Annotated in this window: 17 protein-coding genes; 8 read left to right on the forward strand and 9 right to left on the reverse strand. The window is 61.6% G+C overall.

Annotation, left to right across the window (positions count from 1 at the left end; translation table 11 throughout):
* The first annotated feature begins 1 nt into the window (after position 1).
* From rbbA to KK137_RS04820, 5 genes are read left to right on the forward strand one after another with little or no spacing between them, the layout of a single operon-like run.
* Positions 2-2,764, forward strand: coding sequence for a ribosome-associated ATPase/putative transporter RbbA (gene rbbA / locus KK137_RS04800; RefSeq protein WP_338027975.1), 2,763 nt, complete (start codon positions 2-4; stop codon positions 2,762-2,764).
* Positions 2,765-2,767: 3 nt separating this feature from the next.
* Complete coding sequence (locus KK137_RS04805; protein WP_214534959.1) at positions 2,768-3,895, forward strand: ABC transporter permease; 1,128 nt, start codon at positions 2,768-2,770, stop codon at positions 3,893-3,895.
* A gap of 13 nt (positions 3,896-3,908) precedes the next feature.
* Complete coding sequence (locus KK137_RS04810) at positions 3,909-5,333, forward strand: efflux transporter outer membrane subunit (RefSeq protein ID WP_214534960.1); 1,425 nt, start codon at positions 3,909-3,911, stop codon at positions 5,331-5,333.
* A gap of 25 nt (positions 5,334-5,358) precedes the next feature.
* Positions 5,359-6,330, forward strand: a complete 972-nt coding sequence (locus KK137_RS04815; protein ID WP_420829312.1) for a phosphate acetyltransferase — start codon at positions 5,359-5,361, stop codon at positions 6,328-6,330.
* A 31-nt stretch (positions 6,331-6,361) separates the two neighbouring features.
* The gene (locus tag KK137_RS04820) at positions 6,362-7,531 is read left to right on the forward strand and encodes an acetate/propionate family kinase (RefSeq protein WP_214534962.1); all 1,170 of its coding nucleotides are present in this window, start codon (positions 6,362-6,364) and stop codon (positions 7,529-7,531) included.
* 49 nt (positions 7,532-7,580) lie between these two features.
* On the opposite strand, the gene KK137_RS04825 is transcribed toward KK137_RS04820, so the two are convergent.
* The 3 genes from KK137_RS04825 to KK137_RS04835 all read right to left on the reverse strand — a co-directional run bounded on the left by KK137_RS04825 (position 7,581) and on the right by KK137_RS04835 (position 9,704).
* The gene (locus tag KK137_RS04825) at positions 7,581-7,886 is read right to left on the reverse strand and encodes a hypothetical protein (protein WP_214534963.1); all 306 of its coding nucleotides are present in this window, start codon (positions 7,884-7,886) and stop codon (positions 7,581-7,583) included.
* Between the two features lie 451 nt (positions 7,887-8,337).
* Positions 8,338-8,919: an NADPH-dependent FMN reductase gene (locus tag KK137_RS04830; RefSeq protein WP_214534964.1), complete on the reverse strand. Its 582-nt coding sequence runs from the start codon at positions 8,917-8,919 to the stop codon at positions 8,338-8,340.
* Positions 8,920-9,005: 86 nt separating this feature from the next.
* Positions 9,006-9,704 (reverse strand): pirin family protein, encoded by a 699-nt coding sequence (locus tag KK137_RS04835; protein WP_214534965.1) that lies wholly within the window; start codon positions 9,702-9,704, stop codon positions 9,006-9,008.
* Positions 9,705-9,804: 100 nt separating this feature from the next.
* Here KK137_RS04835 and KK137_RS04840 point away from each other — a divergent pair, with 100 nt between their 5' ends.
* A complete protein-coding gene (locus KK137_RS04840; protein WP_214534967.1) occupies positions 9,805-10,701 on the forward strand; it encodes a LysR family transcriptional regulator in 897 nt (298 codons plus the stop codon).
* A gap of 117 nt (positions 10,702-10,818) precedes the next feature.
* Here KK137_RS04840 and KK137_RS04845 read toward each other — a convergent pair whose 3' ends face one another.
* Genes KK137_RS04845 through KK137_RS04855 form a run of 3 tightly spaced genes read right to left on the reverse strand, consistent with a single transcriptional unit; the run spans position 10,819 to position 13,293 of the window.
* On the reverse strand, positions 10,819-11,736 hold the full coding sequence (locus tag KK137_RS04845; protein WP_214534969.1) for a TIR domain-containing protein: 918 nt from the start codon (positions 11,734-11,736) through the stop codon (positions 10,819-10,821).
* A 23-nt stretch (positions 11,737-11,759) separates the two neighbouring features.
* Positions 11,760-12,356 carry a glutathione binding-like protein gene (locus KK137_RS04850; RefSeq protein ID WP_214534971.1) on the reverse strand — a complete coding sequence of 199 codons (597 nt, stop codon included), beginning with the start codon at positions 12,354-12,356 and terminating at the stop codon, positions 11,760-11,762.
* Positions 12,357-12,411: 55 nt separating this feature from the next.
* Positions 12,412-13,293 (reverse strand): alpha/beta fold hydrolase, encoded by an 882-nt coding sequence (locus KK137_RS04855; RefSeq protein WP_214534973.1) that lies wholly within the window; start codon positions 13,291-13,293, stop codon positions 12,412-12,414.
* A gap of 341 nt (positions 13,294-13,634) precedes the next feature.
* Between KK137_RS04855 and KK137_RS04860 the strand changes: the two genes are divergently transcribed.
* The gene (locus tag KK137_RS04860) at positions 13,635-14,993 is read left to right on the forward strand and encodes a metal-dependent hydrolase family protein (protein ID WP_214534974.1); all 1,359 of its coding nucleotides are present in this window, start codon (positions 13,635-13,637) and stop codon (positions 14,991-14,993) included.
* An 86-nt stretch (positions 14,994-15,079) separates the two neighbouring features.
* Here the strand turns inward: KK137_RS04860 and KK137_RS04865 are convergent, their stop codons facing one another.
* Both KK137_RS04865 and KK137_RS04870 read right to left on the reverse strand, forming a co-directional pair.
* On the reverse strand, positions 15,080-16,069 hold the full coding sequence (locus tag KK137_RS04865) for a zinc-dependent alcohol dehydrogenase family protein (RefSeq protein ID WP_214534975.1): 990 nt from the start codon (positions 16,067-16,069) through the stop codon (positions 15,080-15,082).
* 139 nt (positions 16,070-16,208) lie between these two features.
* On the reverse strand, positions 16,209-19,676 hold the full coding sequence (locus tag KK137_RS04870; RefSeq protein WP_214534977.1) for a TonB-dependent receptor domain-containing protein: 3,468 nt from the start codon (positions 19,674-19,676) through the stop codon (positions 16,209-16,211).
* Between the two features lie 613 nt (positions 19,677-20,289).
* Between KK137_RS04870 and KK137_RS04875 the strand changes: the two genes are divergently transcribed.
* Positions 20,290-21,603 carry a MarR family winged helix-turn-helix transcriptional regulator gene (locus KK137_RS04875; protein ID WP_214534979.1) on the forward strand — a complete coding sequence of 438 codons (1,314 nt, stop codon included), beginning with the start codon at positions 20,290-20,292 and terminating at the stop codon, positions 21,601-21,603.
* A gap of 1 nt (position 21,604) precedes the next feature.
* Here KK137_RS04875 and KK137_RS04880 read toward each other — a convergent pair whose 3' ends face one another.
* Positions 21,605-22,153, reverse strand: coding sequence for a hypothetical protein (locus KK137_RS04880; RefSeq protein WP_214534981.1), 549 nt, complete (start codon positions 22,151-22,153; stop codon positions 21,605-21,607).
* Positions 22,154-22,236 lie beyond the last annotated feature (83 nt).

The following is a 22,236-nucleotide window of genomic DNA, read 5'->3' on the forward strand; positions in this document are numbered from 1 at the left end:
CGTGGACACCCCCCAGCTTGAAATTGCCGCGAGCGTCCGCAACGTCACGCACCGATACCGCGACGTAGTCGCGCTCAACAACGTCAGCATCGACATACCGGCCAACAAGATGATCGGTCTGATCGGGCCGGACGGCGTGGGCAAGTCGACGTTGCTTGGCCTGCTCGCCGGGGTGCGCAAGATGCAGGAGGGCGAGGTCAACGTCCTTGGCGGCGACATGGGCGATCCCAGGTTCCGCACCAACGTGGCCGAGCGCATCGCCTACTTGCCGCAGGGTCTGGGCAAGAACCTCTACCCGACCCTTTCGATCTTCGAGAACGCCGATTTCTTCGGGCGTCTGTTCGGGCAGTCGAAAGAGGAGCGGGAATGGCGCATTGCCGACCTGTTTCAGAGCACCGACCTTTCGCCCTTTCGCGACAGACCAGCGGGTAAGCTCTCCGGCGGCATGAAGCAGAAGCTGGGGCTGTGCTGCTCGCTTATCCATGACCCCGACCTGCTGATCCTCGACGAGCCGACCACGGGCGTGGACCCGCTCGCGCGGCGGCAGTTCTGGGAGTTGATCGACCGCATCCGCGAACGGCGCCCGCAGATGAGTGTCCTCGTCGCCACGGCCTACATGGACGAGGCCGAGGGCTTCGACTGGCTGATGGTGATGAACGCGGGCGAGGTACTCGATACCGGGACCCCCGAAGAAGTACGTCAGAAGACCAGGTCGAGCACGCTCGAGGAAGCCTTCATCGCCTTGCTCCCTCCTGAGGCCAAGGTCGGCCATCGCGAGCCGGTCATCACCCCACTCGTGTCATTCGGAGGTCCGCCGGCGATCGAAGCTCATGGCCTGACCCAAAGGTTCGGTGCTTTCACCGCGGTCGACCACGTCAATTTCAAGATCGAAAAGGGTGAGATCTTCGGTTTTCTCGGTTCGAACGGCTGCGGCAAGACCACCACCATGAAGATGCTGACCGGCCTGCTCGAGCCCACGGAAGGCAGCGCGCTATTGTTCGGCAAGGAGATGAAGGGTGGCGACATCGACGCCCGCCGCAAAGTCGGCTTCATGTCGCAGGCCTTTTCTCTCTACACCGAGCTGACCGTCCGGCAGAACCTGATCCTGCATGCCCGGCTGTTCGATCTGCCGCCCGAGCAAGGTAAAGCAAGGGTCGAGGAGCTAATCGCTAAGTTCGGTCTGGGGCCGGTTGCCGATACTCTTGCCGAAGACATTCCGCTCGGCATTCGCCAGCGCCTCTCCCTGGCCGTGGCGGTCTTGCACGAGCCGGAGGTGCTGATCCTCGACGAACCGACTTCGGGCGTGGATCCGGTCGCGCGCGACGGTTTCTGGGAGCTGCTCATCAAGCTGTCCCGTGAGGATGGAGTGACGATCTTCCTTTCGACTCACTTCATGAATGAGGCCGCGCGCTGCGACCGAATGTCGATGATGCACCAGGGAAGGGTGCTAGCGCAGGACAAGCCTGCGGAACTGGTGAAGCAGCGCAACGCCCCGAGCCTCGAAGCGGCCTTCATCGGTTATCTCGAAGACGAGGCCGCGGAAGCCAAGGCGCGAGTCCAAGCCGAAACCGGTGCCCAGGAGGCTCCCGTCCAGGCCCAGGAAGAGATTGAATTCGCGCAGCACGGCGCCGAACCCGGCAAATTCAGCTGGTCGCGTGTCTGGGCCTTCGCTCGGCGAGAAGCGATCGAACTGCGCCACGACAGCGTGCGCCTGATCTTTGCGATCCTTGGTCCGCTCTTCCTGATGGTGGTGTTCGGTTATGGTATCTCGCTCGACGTCGAAAACCTGACTTATGCAGTTCTCGACAACGACCAGACGGTCGAAAGTCGCGCCTATGCAGACTCATATCGAGGTTCGATCTACTACGACGAGCGAGCGCCGATCTTTAGCGACCAGGATCTCGATCGCCGATTGCGCAATGGCGAGCTGCGGTTCGCCCTCGATATCCCGGCGGGGTTTCAGGAAGACGTTGAGCAAGGTCGCAGACCCGAGGTCGCCCTTTATGTGGACGGGGCGGTGCCATTCCGGGCGGAGACGACCCGCGGCTACGTCGAAGCGACCCACAAGGCCTACGAGGCGAACCTGCGTCGGGATAAGGGAATCCCGGCCATTACGATGCCCGTGAACATCGAGGCGCGAGCGCTCTACAACCAGTCGTTCGAAAGCGTCTACGCCATGGTGCCGGGCGACATCATGCTGCTGCTGATGCTGATCCCAAGCATGCTCACCGCGCTCAGCGTCGTGCGCGAGAAAGAGCTCGGCTCGATCGCCAATTTCTACGCGGCCCCGGCGACGAAGGCCGAATTCCTGTTCGGCAAGCAGCTGCCGTACATCTGTGTGGCGCTCATCCAGTTCGTGTCGCTGGTGCTGCTCGCGGTGATCCTGTTCCAGGTTCCGATCAAGGGGAGCATTCCGGTGCTCCTGATCGGCGGTCTGGTCTTCGTCTTGGCGAGCACCGGGTTCGGCCTGCTGATCTCGGTTTTCGCCTCGACACAGACCGCGGCGATCTTTGCCGCGGCGATCATCGCCATCCTGCCCGCCGTGCAGTTCTCCGGCATGTTCGTGCCCTCGTCGTCGCTGACCGGCGGAGCGTGGGGGGCGTCGCTGATTTTCCCGAGTACCTACTTCCAATCGATCAGCGTTGGCACTTTTACGAAAGCGCTCGGCATCCAGGCGCTCTGGCCCAGCCTGCTGGCGCTTGCCATCATCGCGCTGGTCTACTTCTCGGTCTCGGTTGCGCTGCTCAAGAAGCAGGAGGCCTGAGCCATGCGCGAAGTCTGGCACATCTTTCACCTCGGCATAAAGGAGCTGATCAGCCTGTCGCGCGATCCGGTGCTGATCTTCCTGATCCTCTATACTTTCACCTTCTCGGTCTACACGCCGTCGAAGAGCGCGGTGATGGACGTGGTCAACGCATCGATCGCGATCGTCGACGAGGACAGCAGCGAAGCCTCGCGGGCCGTGCATGACGCAATGCTGCCACCGCTGTTCCTTCCGCCGCGCCTGATCGACTTTGCCGAGATCAATCCGGACATGGATCGCGGGCGCTATACCTTCGTGATCAACATTCCGCCCGAGTTCCAGGACGAACTGGCCGAGGACGGCTTTCCCGACGTGCAGATTATCACTGACGCCACGGCCATGAGCCAGGCCGGTCGCGGCCCGGGCTACATCTCAGCGATCATCAACAGCACGGTCGAGCCCTATTGGTCGGGGCGGGGGAACCCTGACAATCAGCCGCTCGTGGGTTTGCAGACCAGGGCGCGGTTCAATCCGAACATGCTGCAAGGCTGGTTCGTGGCGATCAATCAGTTGATCAACAACATCTCGGTCCTGGCGATCTTTCTCTGCGGCGCAGCGGTCCTGCGCGAGCGCGAGCACGGCAATATCGAGCATCTGCTGGTGATGCCCCTGCGGCCCTACGAGCTGATGTTCGCCAAGATCTGGGCGAACGGCCTGGTGGTGATCGTCGCCGCGATGGCCTCGCTGTTTCTGGTCGTCAAAGGTCTTATCGGAGTGCCCATTTCCGGGTCGATCCCGCTCTTTGCCTTCGGCCTCATGGTCTACCTGTTCTCGGTCACCGCGCTTGGCATAATGCTCTCGACGATGGTCCGTTCGATGCCGCAGTTCGGCTTGCTGGCCTTCCCGACTTTCATTGTCATGAGCCTGTTGTCCGGCGGCCAAACACCGCTCGAGAGCATGCCCGTGCCGCTGCAAAAGATCATGCAGTTCGTGCCCTCGACTCATTTCGTGAGCTTTTCGCAGGCGGTGCTTTTCCGCGATGCGACGCCGGCTATGGTCTGGCCATTGCTGGCGAAAATGTTCCTCATCGGCATGGCCTACACGTTTTTCACTCTCACCCGGTTCCGGAAGATGCTCGCTGCGATCCAGTGACTTGGAGGCGATTATGCGAATAGATCGTTGGCCTCGACTGACAGCTGCCTTTGTCCCGCTGATGTTGGCCGGCTGCGTAATGGGTCCCGACTACGAGCGGCCCGAGGTGGCTCAACCGGGCGAGTTCCGGTCGCAGATAACGCCGGCCGACGCGAACTCTCTGGCCGACCGAGCCTGGTGGGAAGTGTTCGACGATCCTGCCTTGCAGAAGCTGATCTCGCAGACCCTGCAGAACAACAACGATCTTTCGGTCGCGGTCGCCCGGATCGAGCAGGCTCGTGCCCTGGTCGGCGTGGCCAAATCCGAAGGCCTCCCGCAGGTCAACGTCGATGGCTTCGCCGGCGGCCAGAAGAGCTTCCTCCCAACGCCCGACGAAATCGGCACGGCCGAGTTCGCCTCGGTTGGCGGCGTGATCGAAGCTGCATGGGAATTCGATATCTGGGGCCGCATCGCGCGTCAGACCGAAGCGGCTCGCGCCAATCTCTATGCTCAGGAAGAAGTGCGCCGGGGGATCATGCTCGCCTTGGTCAGCGATGCGGCAAGCGGCTATTTCCGCTTGCTCCAGCTAGACCGCGAACTGGCCATCGCCGAAGAGAGCCAGGGCGTCTTCAACAAGACACACGAGCTGTTCACGCTGCGCTTCGAAGCCGGCCGCGACAGCCGACTGCCCGTGGAACGAGCCAAGGCCGCGCTCGATTCCACCGGCGCCCGGATTGCCGACCTCAAGCGCCAGATCGCCGAGCAGGAGAACGCCCTGAGCGTGCTCGCCGGCGGCTATCCGCACGCGATCGAACGCGGCCAGCCGCTGACCGCGCAGCGCATGCCTGAAACCCCAGTTGGCCTGACCACCGACCTCATCAAGCGCCGGCCCGACATTCGCCGGGCCGAGCAGGACATGATCCGGGCCAATGCCCAGATCGGCGCTGCGATCGCGGACTTCTATCCGCGCATCGGCCTGTCGACGCTCGCGGGCGTGATCGGGGTGAATGGGCAGGGCGGCCTCGATGGCACTTTCGGTCTGTGGCAAGCGGGGCTCGGCCTCGCCGGGCCGCTGTTCACCGGTGGGCGACTGGAGTCGATCTACAACGAACGGAAGGCCTATTGGGACGAGAGTGTCGCCCAATACCGCCAGACCATCCTCGTGGCTTTCCGCGAGACCTCGGACGCGCTTACCGCCCAGCAAACTCTCGTTGAGCGTCGGGCCTCGCTCGAATCCCAGGTCGCGGCGATGCGACAGGCGGTCGAACTGGCCGACACCCGGTATCGTGCCGGCCGGGCGAGCTACTTCGAGGTGATCGAAGCGCAGCAGCAGCTCTTCCCGGCCGAAGCCGAGCTTGCGCGAGTCCAGGAGGCTCAGCTCGTGGCGGTCGTGAGCCTCTACAAGGCGCTTGGGGGCGGGTGGAACCTGGATGACGCCCAGTGGAACAGGCCCGGTTGAGGCTTGGCTCGAGAGGAGACCGATAATGCCTACCCTCGAAGCGAGTTCCGCCACCGCGGGTGACAATCACGAGAAGTTCAGGCGGCTTGTGGAGCGTGCTCAGCGTGAAGCACCCGCGGTCACTGCGATCGTGCATCCCTGCGACAAGGTTTCGCTGGAGAGTGCCGTGGAAGCGGCGCGGCTCAAGCTCATCACGCCCATTCTTGTCGGTCCGCGCGAGAAGATCGAACACGCGGCGGCGGAAGCTGGCATCGACACCGGCGGCCTGGAGATCGTGGACGCCGCGCACAGCCATGACGCAGCGGCAAAGGCCGTCGGGCTCGTGCGAGAAGGGCGTGCCGAAGCCTTGATGAAAGGCAGCCTCCACACCGACGAGTTGATGTCCGCCGTCGTCGCACGTGAGACCGGCTTGCGCACGGAGCGCCGCATCAGCCATTGCTTCATCATGGATGTCCCGGGCCATCCCGACGCGCTCATCATCACCGACGCGGCCGTCAACATTGCGCCCGACCTCAAGGTGAAGATCGACATCGTTCAGAATGCAATCGATCTTGCTCACGCGATGGGTGTGGCGGAGCCGCGCGTGGCGATCCTGAGCGCGATGGAAACGATCAACCCGGACGTGCCCTCCACTTTGGAAGCTGCGGCGCTGTGCAAGATGACCGACCGCGGCCAGATCACCGGCGGAGTGCTCGACGGGCCCCTGGCGCTAGACAATGCCATCAGCATGGAAGCTGCAGCGGTGAAAAGGATCGTCTCGTCTGTCGCGGGACGGGCCAATGTATTGGTCGTGCCAGATCTTGAAGCGGGGAACATGCTGGCCAAAAGCCTGTCGTTTCTCGCGGGGGCAGACGCGGCCGGGATCGTTCTCGGGGCACGAGTTCCGATCATCCTCACCAGCCGGGCGGACTTGCTCCTGACTCGGCTGGCATCCTGCGCCGTGGCGTTGTTGCTCGTTGCCGCCGGCCGAGCGAACGCAAGCGGAGCGATTCCATGAACCTTGCTCTCGCCATCGTCGGGGGTGGTCGATGAGCCAGGCCATCGCGGTCATCAACGCCGGCTCGTCGAGCATAAAGTTTGCCCTCTATGCCGATGGCCGCGAGGGAAATCTGCTCTTTCGCGGACAGATGGAAAAGCTGGGCGTCGCTCCTCGTCTCCATATCACCGATGCAAACGGCGAAGTGCTCGTTGATCGCGAGTGGGCGCCCGACGCGATCGACCACCATGACGGGGCGCAGGTGGTTTTGCACACTTCGATCGAACTGCTCGCTGGGCGGAAGGTATCGGGGATCGGTCACCGCGTCGTCCACGGCGGGACCAAGTACCATGCGCCCACGCGCATTGACCCCGAGGTCATGCGTGAACTCAAAGCGCTAACGCCCTTGGCCCCTCTGCATCAACCCCATAACCTGGCCGCGATCGAGGCCATAGCAGCGGCGGCGCCCGAGATGCCGCAGGCGGCGTGTTTCGACACGGCCTTTCACCGCAACCAGCCCGAGCTCGCACAAATTTACGCCCTCCCCAAGGAACTAACCGAGGAAGGGATCAGACGGTACGGATTTCACGGCCTGTCGTACGAATATGTCACCGGGCGCCTCCACGAATTGACTCCATGGCTTGCGGAAGGTCGTGCGATCCTCGCCCACCTTGGTAACGGCGCAAGTTTGTGCGCGATCAAGAAGGGCCAGAGCCAGGCAACGACAATGGGTTTCACCGCTGTCGAAGGATTGGTGATGGGGACGCGCTGTGGCTCTATCGATCCCGGCATCCTGATCTACCTGATGGATCAGCACGGCATGGATGCCCGGGCCCTTGAGACCTTGATCTACAAGAAGTCCGGCCTTCTTGGAGTGTCCGGCATCTCATCCGACATGCGTGAACTCAAAGCTTCCGCGGACCAACGCGCCTCGCTTGCAATCGACCTCTTCGTCTATCGCATTGTACGGGAGATAGGCTCGCTTGCAGCGGCGCTGGGCGGGCTGGACGGACTTGTCTTTACTGGCGGCATTGGAGAAAACGACCATGACCTTCGCCGTCGCGTGGCGGAGCGTTGCTCGTGGCTCGGGGTCCAAATCACTGAGACGGAAGGCTCTGGCGAACGAAGGCTCAGTCACCCTACCGCCGCTGTTGAGGTCTGGGTGATACCAACAGATGAGGAGCGCATGATCGCCCGTCATACGCAGGAAGTGCTGTCCTGAGTTTCGAAGACCAGCGGTGTCTTCAATTTCCCCACGTCGCCAACTTCGGTCAGGTCACAGCGGAGTAGATCAGCGCGATCGCGACGATCAGAACCGGAACAGCGATAGCCCACACCATTCCCGAAAGCGGCGGACGCAGCTTGTCGCCGTGGTCGGCGTAGAATGCGTCGAGCTTGCCGCCTAAACGCTCGTCGGCTGCAAGCAGTCCGAAGTCGAGTAGCGGCAGATGGGTGAACGTGCGGATCATGGTGTCGAGCTCCTGCTCGCTGATCTCCGGATAGCGGTTGAGCAAAGTTTCGGCCTCGGCGGCGCCTTCCGACAGCGCTCGTGACCTAGAAAAGTGTTGGGTTGCCATCGTGCATCTTCCTTGCGCAGCAAAATGATGAGCGCCTGACGGCGCGAGCCTCTCGGAGAGGGATTCGCCTGGCATCGAAAGATTCGGTTGGATCAGCCTCGACGGCTGAGGATGTCTCGGGATGCCTCGCTTGCCGGACGGGCGCGGCGAGGCGCGCGTCCGGCTAAGTGCCGATCTTCAGCTTCTGAGGCTCACGGCAACCGAATGGAAATTTGACTTTCATGACCGCTATATAGGTTCTTCGAGATATCTTTCAACGGGAAGACTGTGCGGAACCATATTGAAAGACCAAATTGTAAAAATGTAAAAATGTTCTAAGCTAGTATATTTATTAATAGAATGACTTTTCTTCTGTATAAAGAAATTTCGGTTACGCTTGATGGTGATCGGTTTAGGTAGTCAAGGCTCTATCCAGAAATCTAGAGCCTTGCCACGATCCTGATGTACTTTGCTACCTGCCTGAAGCCACCTGCGGTTCGGAGTTTTGCTCCATCCAAGCCGCAAAGGCCTCGATGAAGGTCCTGAAGAAATCCCGGGTACCGTCATCGGTGATGTCGCCATTCGCGCCGAACAGGGCTCCCGCTCCACCCACGTACGCTTCGGGTTGCTGCAGCACGGGCATCCCGAGGAAGACGAGCGACTGGCGCAGGTGATGATTGGCACCGAAGCCGCCGATGGCCCCTTGCGACAGGCTCATGACGGCCGCCGGTTTACCCGCGAAAGCGCTGGCGCCGTAAGGCCGCGAGCCGACGTCGATAGCGTTCTTGAGCGCACCGGGAACCGAGCGGTTGTATTCAGGGGTTACGAACAGGACCGCGTCGCTGGCCTTTATCTCGTCGCGAAACCGAGCCCACGGACCGGGCACTCCGGCCGCCTCGATGTCCTCGTCGTAGAGAGGCAGGTCACCGATCTCGACGATCTCCAGCTCCACGCCTGGAGGCGCAAGGCGGGCCAGCGCGAGCGCGGCTTTGCGGTTCAGCGACTCCTTACGGAGGCTGCCAACGATGACGGCTATTTTACGGGTCTGGGTCATTTCATGTCTCCAATTTCAAGCTGAGGGCCAGTGAGCGGGAGCAGGGGGAAGCCTCGCTCACCGGCCGGCGGGGCGAGCGCGCGGGTTCAGCGCGCGTCGACCAGAACCAATTCGGCGTCTTCCAGGGCGGTCACCTCAATCCGCCCGAGCCCCGTGATCGCCGCCCCATCACGTGCGTTGATCTCCGCCTCGCCGATGCGGACCCTTCCGATAGCGGGCACCAGGTAGAGGTGGCGATCGGGCGACGTCTCGTAGGCTACCGTTTCTCCGGCCTTGACGGTCGCTCCGAGCACGCGAGCGTGAGTGCGGATTGGCAAGCTGCCGGCGTCACCTTCGATGCCTGAAGCCAAGGTCACGAATTGTCCCGCCCTATCACCCTTGGGAAAGGGCCGCGCACCCCAGCTCGGTTCACCACCACGCTGGTCGGGTATGATCCAGATCTGGAAGATCTGCGTGGCAACGTCCTCGAGATTGTACTCCGAGTGGGTGACGCCGCTGCCTGCGGACATGACCTGAACGTCTCCAGCTTCGGTACGGCCTGTGTTGCCCAGGCTGTCCTGGTGCGTGATCGCCCCTTGGCGGACATAGGTAATGATCTCCATGTCCCGGTGAGGGTGCGGCGGAAATCCCGTCTTTGGCGCGATAGTGTCGTCGTTCCACACCCGGAGTTGACCCCAATTGGTGCGCGCCGGATCGTGATAGTCGGCAAAAGAAAAGTGATGGTGTGCATCGAGCCAGCCATGGTCAGCGGCTCCGAGGCCAGCGAACGGTCGAACTTCTATCATTTTTGATCTCCGGAACACTTGTGTCCCGACCGATATGGCCCTTGCAGCTATTCAGAAAAAGCCGGATAAAGTGACATGAAATGATCAGGAAAGTTGTACGATGGAAGTAGGCAGTCCCACCGTTGATCAGCTCAGGATATTCCTCGCCGTCGCGGAGCAGGGAAGCTTCAACCAGGCCGCCAGGAAACTTGGCCGCGCGCTGTCGGTAATAAGTTATGGAATCGCGGCGCTCGAACTGCATCTCGGAGTGAAGCTGTTTGACCGAGAAGGATCGCGTCGCCCGAAGCTGACCGATCCGGGGCGTGCTTTGCTGGCCGATGCGCGCTCCGTGATCGACGAGGTAGACGGTCTTATGGCGCGCGCGCGAAGTGTTCGCCAGGGCTTGGAGACGGAGCTGTCGTTGGCGGTCGACGTGATGGTCCCAAGCACGACCGTCGCCGCGATACTCCGTGACTTCCAGGTCATCTTCCCGAGCGTGGACTTGCGGCTCCATGTCGAGGCGCTCGGCGCAGTCGCGGCGCTCGTGCTCGACCGCCGAGCCGATCTGGCCGTGGCCGGGCCGGACATCCTCGACCTGCCCGAATTGCAGCGCAGGTCTGTCGGCAGCGTAAGCCTGATACCGGTCGCGTCGCCCGCACACCCTTTGGCGCAACTACAAGAGATCGCGCCTGGCGAAGCGAAGCGCCACCTTCAGCTCGTTCTGACCGACCGGTCCTCCCTTACCGAGGGCAAGGAATTCTCGGTCATCAGCCCCCGAACATGGCGGCTGGCCGACTTGGGCGCAAAGCACGCCCTATTGCTGGAAGGGATTGGGTGGGGGAACATGCCATTGCACGTCGTGGCCGAAGAAATCAGCCAAGGCCGCCTGGTGAAGCTGGAACTTCCCGAAAATCCACCGGTGGCCTACTTGCTGCACGCGCTGTGGCGAAGGGACACCCGCCCGGGTCCTGCGACGTCGTGGATGCAGGAGGCACTAGCTGACCGGCTACCGACCTAGAAGCGGCGGACGATTGTTGTGGCGGATTTGCCTGCGAGACCGGCAACCACGCAATTGGAACCGTGATGGTGCGATGATCCGAACACCGTGGTGCCTGGGCCGCGCTCGATAGCCCCGTCAGCTGCTAACCACTCCTCGCCATTCTCGTAGCCGTTCGGAAAGGAGGCTTGCACGCTGTTGGTCGGTGCCGCTGTCGAGGATGCGAATGTCTTCGGCGTCGGCCCGAACGTAAACTCCGGCCGTGCGGGTGTTCGATTGAGGGTCGGCATCAGATTGGGTCGTAAAATATCCTGACGCCCGGTCAGCCGACTCCAGGCGGATTTCGCCGGTGCCATGCATTTGAGGAGCGTCTGCCGACAGAGGTCGCTCTCCCTTCCAGTAGTAGAAGAGCCCTGCCGGCTCGCGCTTCTCCTTCGCTGCCTCGCTCCAATATCTGGCCGAGAGTTTCCCGTCTTCTCGCCAGGAACTGCCGGTCAACTCGAGGGCGCCGTCTCGGTCCCGTGAAATCCGCAAGAGGCCCAGGGCGGAGGGTTCACGCTCGGTGCGCTCGGTCAGCGAATATTGCCACCAGCTTCCTTGCATCCGGGTGAGGTTCCCTTCGCTTTCGATCGCCTGGCGGAGCTTCTGGTTGATGTTCCTGGTTTCCGCCGCAGTTATGACGTCTTCGTAGCGGACGCATGTGAGGCCGAGCAGGTCCGTCGGAAGCTTCGAGCCACGGGCATGCAAGATAAAGGTTCGCCGCATGCCGAGTACCCCACCGAACAGGCCGGCTTCGAAAACAACATTGTCCCGCGGCGAGGCCTGGCCGTTGTCGGGGTCGCTTGGTGCGCTGGTCCAATCGTCCTGAGCGAAAATGAAGGCGGCAAAGTCCACCTCGCGAGTGAGCTCTAAGAGCCGCCCCAGGGTTGTCGTGCCTGGGCTAAAGCTCGTCGTCCAGGGTTCAACTTCCGCGACGTCCCCCAGGCCTCGGGTCAGTGCCGCGAGCAATTTGCCCTGCTTGCCTGACGAACCCAGGAAAAGGCGCGGCTTGCCCATCCGATTTCCCCCTGTGATGACGATCAATCGTGTAAGGCGGGTTCCGCCTCTTCGGCCAGAGCCTGCTGAACCGAGCTTCGCTGCGAGGTCTGCTGGAACTGCTTGAGCAAGCGCGGTGGGATGATCAGCCCGAACGCCTTGGCCCAGCGCAACATGACGAACAGGTAGGCGTCAGCGATAGTGAAGTCGGGGCCGAACAGATAGGGCTCGACAATACGGTTTTCGAGCAAGGTCAAGCGTTTGGCGACCGCCTGAGTGGCGTCGTCTTTCTCTGCCGCGTTCGCGGCACGCCAGAAAGGCTTGAAGGCGATGTGGAGTTCGGTCGAAAGGTACGACAACATCTCGATAAGACGGGTGCGGCCAAGCGGACCCCCGACACCGAGCCGGGGTTCGCGCTGGGCGATCAGGTCAAGGACCGCGACGTTCTCGGTGATTGAAGTACCGTCGTCGAGCACCAGCAAGGGGACCGAGCCTGCCGGATTTATCGCCGTATAGTCACCTCCAGTCTCCGTGATCTTGGCCTTGAGGTCGACGCGTTCGAACTCGGCCACGATCCCGGCCTCGTGCAGGGAAATACGGGCAGCAAGGCTGCAGGCGCCAGGAGAATAATAGAGCTTCATTGGTCGACTCCCTTGTGCCGGCCCAGCCGTTCGACCGGGCCGGCGTATTCTGGCTTTACCCTGCGACGGGCTGAGCGTTTGCCTCCTGCAGCTCTGGTTTCGCCTCTTCGCCGCGGATGAAGGCAAGGATGTCCGCATTCACGATTTCGGGATGAGTCTGACACAAGCCATGCGGCAAGTCCTTGTATGTTTTGAGTGTGCCGTTTCTCAGTAGCTTCACGGTGAGGGGGGCGGAGTCAGCGTAGGGCACGATCTGGTCGTCCTCGCTGTGGATGACCAGCACCGGCACAGCGATGGCTTTGAGATCTTCGGTGAAGTCTGTTTCGGAAAACGCCTTGATACATTCATATCCAGCCTTGGCGCTCCCCATCATGCCCTGCCGCCACCAGTTACGAATGAGTCCTTCGGAGACCTTCGCGCCTGGTCGGTTGAAGCCGTAGAAAGGCCCGGTGGGGATATCGAGGTAAAGCTGCGCACGATTGGCCGCCAGCGCCGCACGAAAGCCGTCGAAGACTTCGATTGGCGTGCCACCCGGGTTCGTATCCTTCTTGACCATGACCGGAGGCACGGCGTCGATCAGTATCGCCTTGGCGACCCGTCCCGGTTCGGCTCGGGCGACGTAGCGCGCGACCTCGCCGCCACCCGTGGAATGTCCGATATGGATTGCATTGCGAAGATCGAGTTCAGCCACAAGTGCCGCCACGTCTGACGCGTAGGTGTCCATCTCATTGCCGTCGCTTGTCTGGCTCGAGCGACCGTGGCCGCGACGGTCGTGCGCGATCACACGATACCCCAAGGCGCCGAAGAACAGCATCTGGTTGTCCCAATCGTCGGCACTCAAAGGCCAACCGTGGTGAAATACGATCGGCTGCGCGTCTTTCGGTCCCCAGTCCTTGTAGAAAATGCGGGTGCCATCAGAAGTCGTGACGTGAGTCATGGGACAGGATCCCTTACCAAAATGCCGGCCTGCAGGACCGGCGCTGCAGAACCGAGATCTACACCTCGGGCGACGGGAAGCGATCCGTTCGGATCGAATCTACTGGAAAGACTCCGGGCTCCGGCCCCCGGTGGCAATCAGGGTTAAACCCGAGCGCTCGACGGTTTGCCGCTCGGCTGCCTCCTCTCGCCAGCATGGGAACCGGGTGACCGACAAGAGAGTTATGGTTCTGGGGGTTTCTTTCTGCTGCCACTCATCGACCTTTGAAATCATAATCCGAAGTGGAATTCACTTCGCTCTAACTGCCTGCGACGGAGAAACCAAAACCAGGGAGTAGCTCTATGAAAGTGTTGTTCCGACCGTCTGTGCTGGCCGTGCTTTTGGCCATCGCCACGGTACCTCTACCCAGCGCCAGCGCACAAGAACCTACGGCGACGAGCGAAACGACGCTATTCCAGAATGTCCGAATATTCGACGGCACCGGATCGCCTCTTTCAGGCCCGTCCAACGTGCTCGTCAGGGGACAAACGATCGAGCGCATCTCGGCCGGGGCGATCGAAGTGGAACCTGGAGCGACCGTTATCGACGGTGGAGGGCGCACGCTAATGCCAGGGCTTATTGACGCCCACTGGCATGCGATGCTGATCCGCGGGAACCCCATCCAGATGATGGCCGACGACGTTGGCTACACCAATATCGTGGCGGCCGACGAAGCGACTGACACACTAATGCGCGGCTTCACCACCGTCCGCGACGTCGGCGGTCCCGCCTTCTCGCTCAAGCGCGCGATCGACGAGGGGCTTGTCGATGGGCCGCGTATCTATCCATCTGGCGCGATGATCACAGTCACCAGCGGTCACGGCGACTTTCGGCAGTTGATCGACCTGCCCCGAGTGCCAGGCAAGCTCTCGAGGATCGAGGAAATCGGCGGCGCCGCGATTGTCGACAGTCCGGACGAAATGCGGATGCGGGTGCGCGAGCAACTGATGCGAGGCGCCTCGCAGATCAAGCTTACCGCCGGAGGCGGAGTCTCGTCGCCTTTCAGTCCGGTGGACGTCTCAACCTTCACTGAAGCTGAAATACGCGCGGCGACCGAAGCAGCGAGCAACTGGGGGACTTACGTCACCGCGCATGCATTCACCGATGAAGCTATCAGGACCTCGATCGACGCCGGTGTCAAAGTGATAGAACACGGCTTTCTGATGACCGAGCCGACGGCCCAGCTCATTGCGCAGAAAGGTATCTGGCTCAGTTTACAGCCCCTTCCGGAGGCGCTTCGTGAAGGGTTTCCCGTTGGCTCGGTCCAGCGGGAAGGGGCGGATGAAGTCTGGCCGGGCATCGACCGAACCTATCAGTTGGCAAGAAAGTACCACCTCAAGACCGCCTGGGGTACCGATGTGCTGTTCTCCCGCGCTCTTGCCCAGCAGCAAGGGGCGATCCTCGCTTCGCTGACTCGTTGGTACACTCCGGCCGAGGCACTAGCCATGGCGACCGGAACCAACGGAGAGCTCCTCCGACTGTCAGGAAGGCGCAACCCCTACCCCGGTAAACTGGGGGTCGTGGAACAGGGCGCACTGGCCGACCTGCTGTTGGTGGACGGAAATCCCTTGGAGAACATCAACCTGATTGCCGATCCCGAGCGCAGCTTCGTGATCATCATGAAGGACGGCAAGATCTACAAGAACAGCCTCGCGAACTGATTTCCTTCTGGGGTTCAATGGGCGGCAGTGATGCCGCCCATTGTTCTTAGAAAAGCTGAGTTCCCTGCGGTAAATTGTTATTTAACTTAGAATTTCACGACAACCTTGCCGACCTGCTGGTTCGATTCCAGGAATTCGTTGGCCGCCACGATCTGGTCCAATCCGTGGAATTCCTTCGCGATGACGGGCTTCAGGTGACCGCCTGCGAGCCCGGCGAGGATCTTGTCCTGCGCATTCTTGTAGCGATGAGGGTGGTTCCAGATCTCGCTCGCCACCCACCCGCGGACTGAAAGGCCTTTGTAAGCGCACGGCCAATGGGGGTAGGGCGTAGCTTCTCCGCTGAGCCCGCCGTAGATGAAGAGAATGCCGCGCGGGGCGAGGGCGTTGGCGAGCGTTTCCACATACGGGCCGCCGACCGGATCAAAGGCGGTGCGCGCGCCTTTGCCGCCGGTGATTTCCATGACGCGCGCCACCAGGTCTTCCTCGTCGGTCGCAATTACATGCGCCGCCCCGTGATCGAAAAGCGCCTGAGCCTTGTCGGATGTGCGCGTGCAGGCGATCGAGATCGAGCCGGCCCAGTTGGCCAGTTGAATAGCCGCGATGCCGACGCTTGATGAGGCGGCCCGGATGACCACGCCGTCGCCGATCCCGATTTCGGCGACCTCTATCAACGCGTAGGCCGTCATGTACTGCATCCAGATTGAGGCCGCCTCGGACGGGGTAAGCCCAGGAGGTGCGGGGAGGAGGATGCGAGTGGGGACGATCGCCTGCTCGGCCCAGATGCCGTACTGCCCCTGATGGATCATGGGCAACACGCACACTCGATCGCCCACCCGAAAATCATCGACGCCTGGGCCGAGTTGCTCGACCACTCCAACCCCCTCATAGCCAATGAGGCTCGGTAGTTGCGGCGCTATCGGATAGCGGCCGGCGCGATACATGGCTTCGGCGCGATTCAGACCGACAGCCTCGACCCGAATGCGGACCTCGCCAACTCCGGGCGGGCCGATATCGAGATCCTCGATCTGAAGAACCTCCGGACCTCCGAGGCTATGGATGCGAACGACCTTGGACATTTTCAATTCTCTCCCTGTTTGAAGAGAGATTGGGATAGCGGGCCGCCCATTGTCCAGCGCTATCAACTGCGCCTGGCGCAAATAAAAAGGGCCCTCCCACGAGGGGAGGGCCCTAAAGTTTCGGCTGTTGCCGTTTCGATTAGAAGCGCGCGTTGGCGCCGATGTAGAAGCGACGACCGTTGGTGTCGTGCGCGCTGAGGAACAGGTTGCTCGGGTAGAGCTGACCGTCCACGGCGGCAGTGTCCTCCGTGATGTTCCGGTTGTAACCACCCCACGGCGGACGCTTGTTGAACAAGTTGTCGATACCGAAGCGGAGACCGATATCGTCGGTCAGCTGATAGTTCGCGTTGAGGGCGAACAGGCTGTAGCTCGGCCAGCCGACGATGTCCGGAGTACCGCCGGGGACAGTGGCTTCGCCGCCGTCCTCAAGACCCGGGTAATACTGCCACTGGAGGGCAACACGCGCCGGGCCCCAGCTGTATCCTACCGTGGTGAAGACACGATATTCGAACACGTTTGCGTTCAGACCGTTCTCACCCGAACCCGTGGTTCCGACATAGTCGATCAGCGGGAGCGACGGATAGAGAGACGAGCTCTCGAAATCCATCTGGTAGTTGAGCACGCTGTTCAGCGTGAGCGTACCCGGACCGACGTCGTAACCCCAGTCGAGCTGAGCGTCGATACCCGAGAGATGCACCCGACCATCGTTGGTGTAGGTGATCTTCACGTTGCCGAGCTGGCCGGTACCGTTGCGCGGTACCAGTTGGCAGAACGCGTTCGCCGCGGCCGAGTTGGCGGCTGCAGCCGAACCCGCAGCACCATTGACGAGCGGGTTGAACGTCGGGTCGAAGCACTGTTGCAGCACCGCACCAACCGTCTGGGCGCCGATCGCGTCCTTGATGGTGATGTCGTACCAGTCGACCGACAGGCGAAGGCGCGAAAGCACGCCGCTGTCCATCGGGGACTGGATCACAACACCAGCCGTCCAGGTGTCGGCCGTTTCCGGCTTCAGGTTCGGGTTGCCGATCAGCGTCGGGAACGCGAAACCGAACGATCCGGTGGCTTGGGTCTGGCCGTAGTACTGGTTCGCCGCATCCGGGCTGGCCTGGGCCATCAGTGCACGGCAAGTGGCTTCGACGTCCGCCGCACCCGCTGCGCCGCCAGCATTCGCCGCCGGGTTGGCGGAGAACGAGTTCGGGTTGAGCCTGGAGCAGACATCGCCGCGGTTGTTCACACCGAAAGTCTGCTGTGCCGAGAGGAACAGCTCACCGATGTTCGGTGCGCGTTCAGCGCGGTTGTAGCCGCCCCGGAAACGCAGCCAGTCATTGACCGCCCAGTCACCCAGCAGCTTGTAGGTCCAGCTGGTGCCGGTGGTGCTGTAGTTCGACATACGGCCGCCGAGTTCCAGGTTGAACGCCTGGATGAACGGGATGTCGGCCAGAACCGGAACAAGCAATTCGCCGTAGACTTCGCGAACGGAGATGAAGCCTTCCGCGTTGCCGCTCGGGTAGATGCCCAGAGCCTGATCAAGGTACGAACGGCCCTGTGTGGTCAGCGTGTCGTTGATGAACTCATAGTCCATTTCACGGTAGCTGGCGCCGATCGCGCCGCGGAGTTCACCGGCAGGCAGGTCGATGACCTTACCCTGGGCGTTCACTTCGGCGATCGTCTGACGGAACTTCGAACGGTTCTTAAGGTCCGCGCGCATGGCTTCGAGGCAGTCCTCGCTGAAGCCACCCGTGGGCGGGCTGAAGAAGTTCACGCCGCTGGTGCAGGATCCGGTCGAAGCGCCGAAGCCGCCCGATTCCTGGTTGCCAGTCATGCTGAAGCCACGGCCGAAGCCCGGCGAGCTGAGAACGGTCTGAACACGCTCGAGCGAGTAGATGCCGGTCTGACGGGCGAAGGTGTGCGATTCGCCGTGGTTGACGAAGGCTTCCCAGGTCCAGTCGGTGCCCGGAACCGAACCCTGCAGGCCGGTCGTGATGTTGTAAGTCATCACGTCGGTGAAGGTTTCACGGTCATCCGGCATGAGGGTCGACATTTGCCAGGGTTCGTTGGCACCCGAGACCTGAGCGTTCTGGGTCGGATCCGGGTTGTACCCTGCCTCACCCGGCCGAGCCGGACGCATGCGCGAGTTCAGGATCTGCTGTAACTCGGCTGGGAGGAATTGGCCGATCACCGCGTTGTTGGTGCAGCCACCGGTCCCGCCAACTGCGCCGCATCCATAAGCTGCCGAATAGAGCGCAGCGAATGCCGGGTTGTTGGGGTTGTCAGAGAGATCGCCCGGAGTCGGATCGATGTACTGAGCGCCATTGTAGGACATCCCGTTGAGGATGACCGAGCTCGGGTTGTTGGTGCCGAGGGTCGCGCCGTTCGGCTGACGGCCCTGGCTGCCGACGTACGTACCCGTGCCGTAGGGCAGGAACACGTCCCAACCGTTGGTGATCGGGCCCGGCTCGTTGCGGGTGTAGGTGTTGACGGCGCTGAACGTCGCCTGGCCGAACACGCCGATCCAGTCGTTGATCTCGTAGTTGCCACGCGCAAGGGCGTTGTAACGCGTCAACGGCAGGATCAGATACAGGTTCGGGTTGTTGAAGGCGATATTACCGGCCGCAGTCTGCTTCCAGGGCTGGCCGTCAAGCGCGCCAGAGTTGAAGCGATAGGCACCGCCACGCTGGGGGAAACCGCTTCCGGCCCACGCCGTGCCATCCGGGTTGAAGAAGATGTTGTAGCCTGCGCCGCCCAGAGGCGGAGTATTGGCGGGGCGTTGATTGAAGATGTTGTTGATCACGGTCGGGCTGGCCGGGTTCGCGAACGACAGAATGACCGCCGGCGAACTGTTGAAGAAGCCCGAGCCTGCGGTAAGCGGGTTGGACCACACATCAGTGTACCAATCGCGATCGCGCTGGTAGCTGCCTTCGCGAGTGTTCATCGACAGGGCGAGGCTGATGTTGCCGCGGCCATCTTCGAAGTCGGTGCCCATGATGCCCGACAGCTGGTATTCGAAGCCGTCACCTTCCTGGGTGATGCCGGCCTGGGCGTCGAGTTCGAGGCCCTGGACGTTCTTCTTCAGGATGAAGTTGGTGACGCCGGCGACGGCGTCAGCGCCGTAAGTCGCCGAAGCACCGCCCGAGATGATCTCGACGCGCTCGATAGCGGCCGACGGGATCGTGCTGATGTCGGTGACGCCCGAAGCGTTCGCCGGAGTCGAACGGCGACCGTCGACGAGGACGAGGTTGCGGTTCGAACCGATACCGCGGAGCGATACGGTTGCGGCGCCCGGGGTGTTGGTTGCCGTTGGCTGAATATCGCCGCCCAGGGTCGGGGTCTGGGCCGGAACGAACTGCGGCAGCTTGTTCAGGTTGCTTTCGACCGCGGAGGTCGCCGAGTTCTGCAGCAGCGCTTGGTCAGCGGTGATGGTCGGGCTGTTCGACTCGAAGTCCTGGCGCTGAATGCGCGAACCCGTGACGATGATCGCATCGCTGGCGACGGCGCAGGCCGGATTGTCCGGAGTGGCATCGCAGTCAACGTCTTGCGCGTAAGCTGGCATCGCCAGCGAAACGGTACCCGCGCATCCTGCTAATAGCAGGGCCTTGTATACCCCCATGTTATGTAGACTCCTCACGTCGTGCTCCCTTCACAATGATGGCCCAAGCTTTCGAGCCTGGACCGGTGTTCGAATTTACGGAGTAGGGTGTGCAGACGCGCCGGCAGCCGAAAGCGTCGGCAAGCCAGAGGCGCGAGTTTGCAAAAATGTCATGGACATTGTCACCCCTACCCTTTGCGGCCTCGCTCTTCGGAATCGGCAAGAGGTCCGCTTAGGGAGGACACATATTGGCAGGCATTCGCGGTGTCTAGCGATGGAATCCCCATCGGCCCTTGAAAGTGTCTCAATTCCGGCACTTCTGGCAGCAATGTTGCGCGAGGTGGAGGAAATCCCCGAGAGCCCGATGATTAGCTAAGTCAACGTTTTTGGCGGATTTCTGCCGTTTTTCTGCTGCTTGTAAATTCTTCTGGCGCAGCATGTGTTGCCAAGGTGCATCGCTTCTAAACTCGATGTTCGGGGGCGGGATTCAGGGGGATAGCAAGGTTAACTGTCTCGGCCGGGATCGTTTGCTTTCCGTTCGAATCCACAGCTTGCGCAGGTCGTCTGTTCATTCGCGGAATAAAGGCTATAGGTTTTCACTTAAGGGAAGAAACGGTCGGGAGAGACCGCACTAATGGACACGCGGCACGCGCCGCCGGAAGGCAATTTCGTGAACAGCGGGCTCGATGGGCCGACCGTTGGGGCGACCGATTGGCGGTCGCTCTTGCGCCGTCGCGCCGAAACCCTGTGGCGAAATACGGTCGAAACCGCGGCGGTTGACGATGTCTGCCTCTCTGCCGTGACGCGGGCGTTAGGCCCTTTAGCGGACGACGCCGTCAAGGCGGTGGAAGCCTACGCGATTGGGGCTCGGCAATGGTCTCCACCGGAAAGTACTCCGGCGCGCTTTTCAAGCCGTCTGGACCTGATCCTCAAAGGGATCGAGGCTTCGGCAGACGCGCGTCTCATGCCCGTGGCGGCGGAGGAGAGCGCTCAGCCTCACGTTATTCAGAGTGAACTGTGGCAGGTCCTGCACAAGGTCCGGGAAAGTGCGGAGCTCTCTTACTCTCGCGAGCAGTATTTGATCGAGCTCGACAGGAGGCTGCTTTTCCTGCTGCAGAACGCAGGCGCTCTCGTCCCGGCGGACATATCAAGTGCGGTCGGCGTCGATAAGGCCCAGGTCAGCCGCTCCGTGAAGCGCTTGCTCGAAATGCGGCTCGTCGAAAGGGAGCAAATTCGTGCACCGCTTCGTCTGACCCGCGATGGGGAGCGGCTTGGAAAGCGCCTTTCCCGAATGGCGGAGCTGCGAAATCGCGAACTGACCATCGACATTTCCGAAGCCGAACTTGCCGAGTTCTTCGAAGCCATCGAGATTTTGCTCGACCGCGCGATTGCGCTTTACGACCAGGAGCGGGCGTTGGTGCAGGGTGGAAAGTCCACCGAACCATCCGATCGAGACGATGAGGATAAGCAGGCCGAGAAGGTCGTCATCGACCGTTCACGGATTATAGCTCCCCTTATGACGCTGAGTGCCTATTTCAGCCGAAGCGGGGCGTTGGCGTTCAAGCGCCTCACGGGGTTGTCGACCTTTGAGGCATTCGTGCTGTCCGAGATCGGCATGAATCCTCCGATCGAATGGAGCGCGCTCGTGGCGGCGCTGGCGCGGGATCACAGTCAGGCCGCCCGGACCGTCAACGCGTTGGTCGAGCGCGGCCTCGTCTCGCGTGAAGGGAAACCGGGTCGTCGACACGGTCGCTTCTATCCGAGCGATGAAGGACAAAAGCTGGTCGAAGTCATCCAGGAGGCAGGTCGCCAGAGAAGTACCTTCCTGCTGGCGCCCTTGGAGCCAGCGCACAGGGCCCGCTTCCTGTCGACCTTCGACAAAGTGCGCCGAAACGCAGTTGCCCAGCTCGCGCGTGAGCGAGCATTTGCTGAGATCGACCGGGCCTAGCTCAGCGCAGGCGCCGGACTGGTACAGGTTCCTGACCATCGATACGCATGAGATAGCCTCCCATGGCGCCGCGCTCGATTTCGATCGATTGCCCGCGTTTCGGGGGGCGGAAGCTGAACGCAACACCATCGGTAAAGAGCCACTGCGCCCCGTCTGAAAGGGTGACCAGATAGATCCCAGGTTCACGCTGCGCGGCCGCAGTTACGGTAGCAGTGACCTGCTTTTCAGAAGGGGCTACGGGCGTGAAACGTTCTTCGCGCCGCTTTACGCTCTCGAAGCCAAAGCCTTGGGGGCCGGCCTGGGCAGGCGGCGCTCCAGCACCTACCCCCGCTCTCGTAGTGGGAGGTGGCATGGGAACGCTTGGGTCGACATTGCGAATGTTGTTATCGTAGCAAGCCAGACGGGCGCTGGGATCGCCGATTTTCGAGCATTCGACCATGATGCTGGCCGCTGTACGCTGGTCAATCTGGGCCGAGGCAGGACCGCTTGCGACGGCCAGCGATCCAGCCGCAGCGGCCATGATCGTTGCGCGGTACCCGATGATCGACATTGAAACTCCCCTCTCGTTCTCTGGCCGCTTAGTGGCGGGAACCCGGATAGCGTGCAATAGGCTTGCGTCCGTCAGAACGGGGA

This window comes from Croceibacterium selenioxidans, from assembly GCF_018599195.1.
Lineage (GTDB): Bacteria > Pseudomonadota > Alphaproteobacteria > Sphingomonadales > Sphingomonadaceae > Croceibacterium_A > Croceibacterium_A selenioxidans.

Bases quoted from the DNA above. Each gene is read 5' to 3' on its own strand.
- KK137_RS04810 (WP_214534960.1), top strand. From the start codon at position 3,909: ATGCGAATAGATCGTTGGCCTCGACTGACAGCTGCCTTTGTCCCGCTG.
- KK137_RS04830 (WP_214534964.1), bottom strand. From the start codon at position 8,919: ATGACCCAGACCCGTAAAATAGCCGTCATCGTTGGCAGCCTCCGTAAG.
- KK137_RS04845 (WP_214534969.1), bottom strand. From the start codon at position 11,736: ATGGGCAAGCCGCGCCTTTTCCTGGGTTCGTCAGGCAAGCAGGGCAAA.
- KK137_RS04870 (WP_214534977.1), bottom strand. From the start codon at position 19,676: ATGGGGGTATACAAGGCCCTGCTATTAGCAGGATGCGCGGGTACCGTT.
- KK137_RS04860 (WP_214534974.1), top strand. From the start codon at position 13,635: ATGAAAGTGTTGTTCCGACCGTCTGTGCTGGCCGTGCTTTTGGCCATC.
- KK137_RS04815 (WP_420829312.1), top strand. From the start codon at position 5,359: ATGCCTACCCTCGAAGCGAGTTCCGCCACCGCGGGTGACAATCACGAG.
- KK137_RS04840 (WP_214534967.1), top strand. From the start codon at position 9,805: ATGGAAGTAGGCAGTCCCACCGTTGATCAGCTCAGGATATTCCTCGCC.
- KK137_RS04820 (WP_214534962.1), top strand. From the start codon at position 6,362: ATGAGCCAGGCCATCGCGGTCATCAACGCCGGCTCGTCGAGCATAAAG.
- KK137_RS04835 (WP_214534965.1), bottom strand. From the start codon at position 9,704: ATGATAGAAGTTCGACCGTTCGCTGGCCTCGGAGCCGCTGACCATGGC.
- KK137_RS04865 (WP_214534975.1), bottom strand. From the start codon at position 16,069: ATGTCCAAGGTCGTTCGCATCCATAGCCTCGGAGGTCCGGAGGTTCTT.
- KK137_RS04825 (WP_214534963.1), bottom strand. From the start codon at position 7,886: ATGGCAACCCAACACTTTTCTAGGTCACGAGCGCTGTCGGAAGGCGCC.
- KK137_RS04880 (WP_214534981.1), bottom strand. From the start codon at position 22,153: ATGTCGATCATCGGGTACCGCGCAACGATCATGGCCGCTGCGGCTGGA.
- KK137_RS04855 (WP_214534973.1), bottom strand. From the start codon at position 13,293: ATGACTCACGTCACGACTTCTGATGGCACCCGCATTTTCTACAAGGAC.
- KK137_RS04875 (WP_214534979.1), top strand. From the start codon at position 20,290: ATGGACACGCGGCACGCGCCGCCGGAAGGCAATTTCGTGAACAGCGGG.
- KK137_RS04850 (WP_214534971.1), bottom strand. From the start codon at position 12,356: ATGAAGCTCTATTATTCTCCTGGCGCCTGCAGCCTTGCTGCCCGTATT.
- KK137_RS04805 (WP_214534959.1), top strand. From the start codon at position 2,768: ATGCGCGAAGTCTGGCACATCTTTCACCTCGGCATAAAGGAGCTGATC.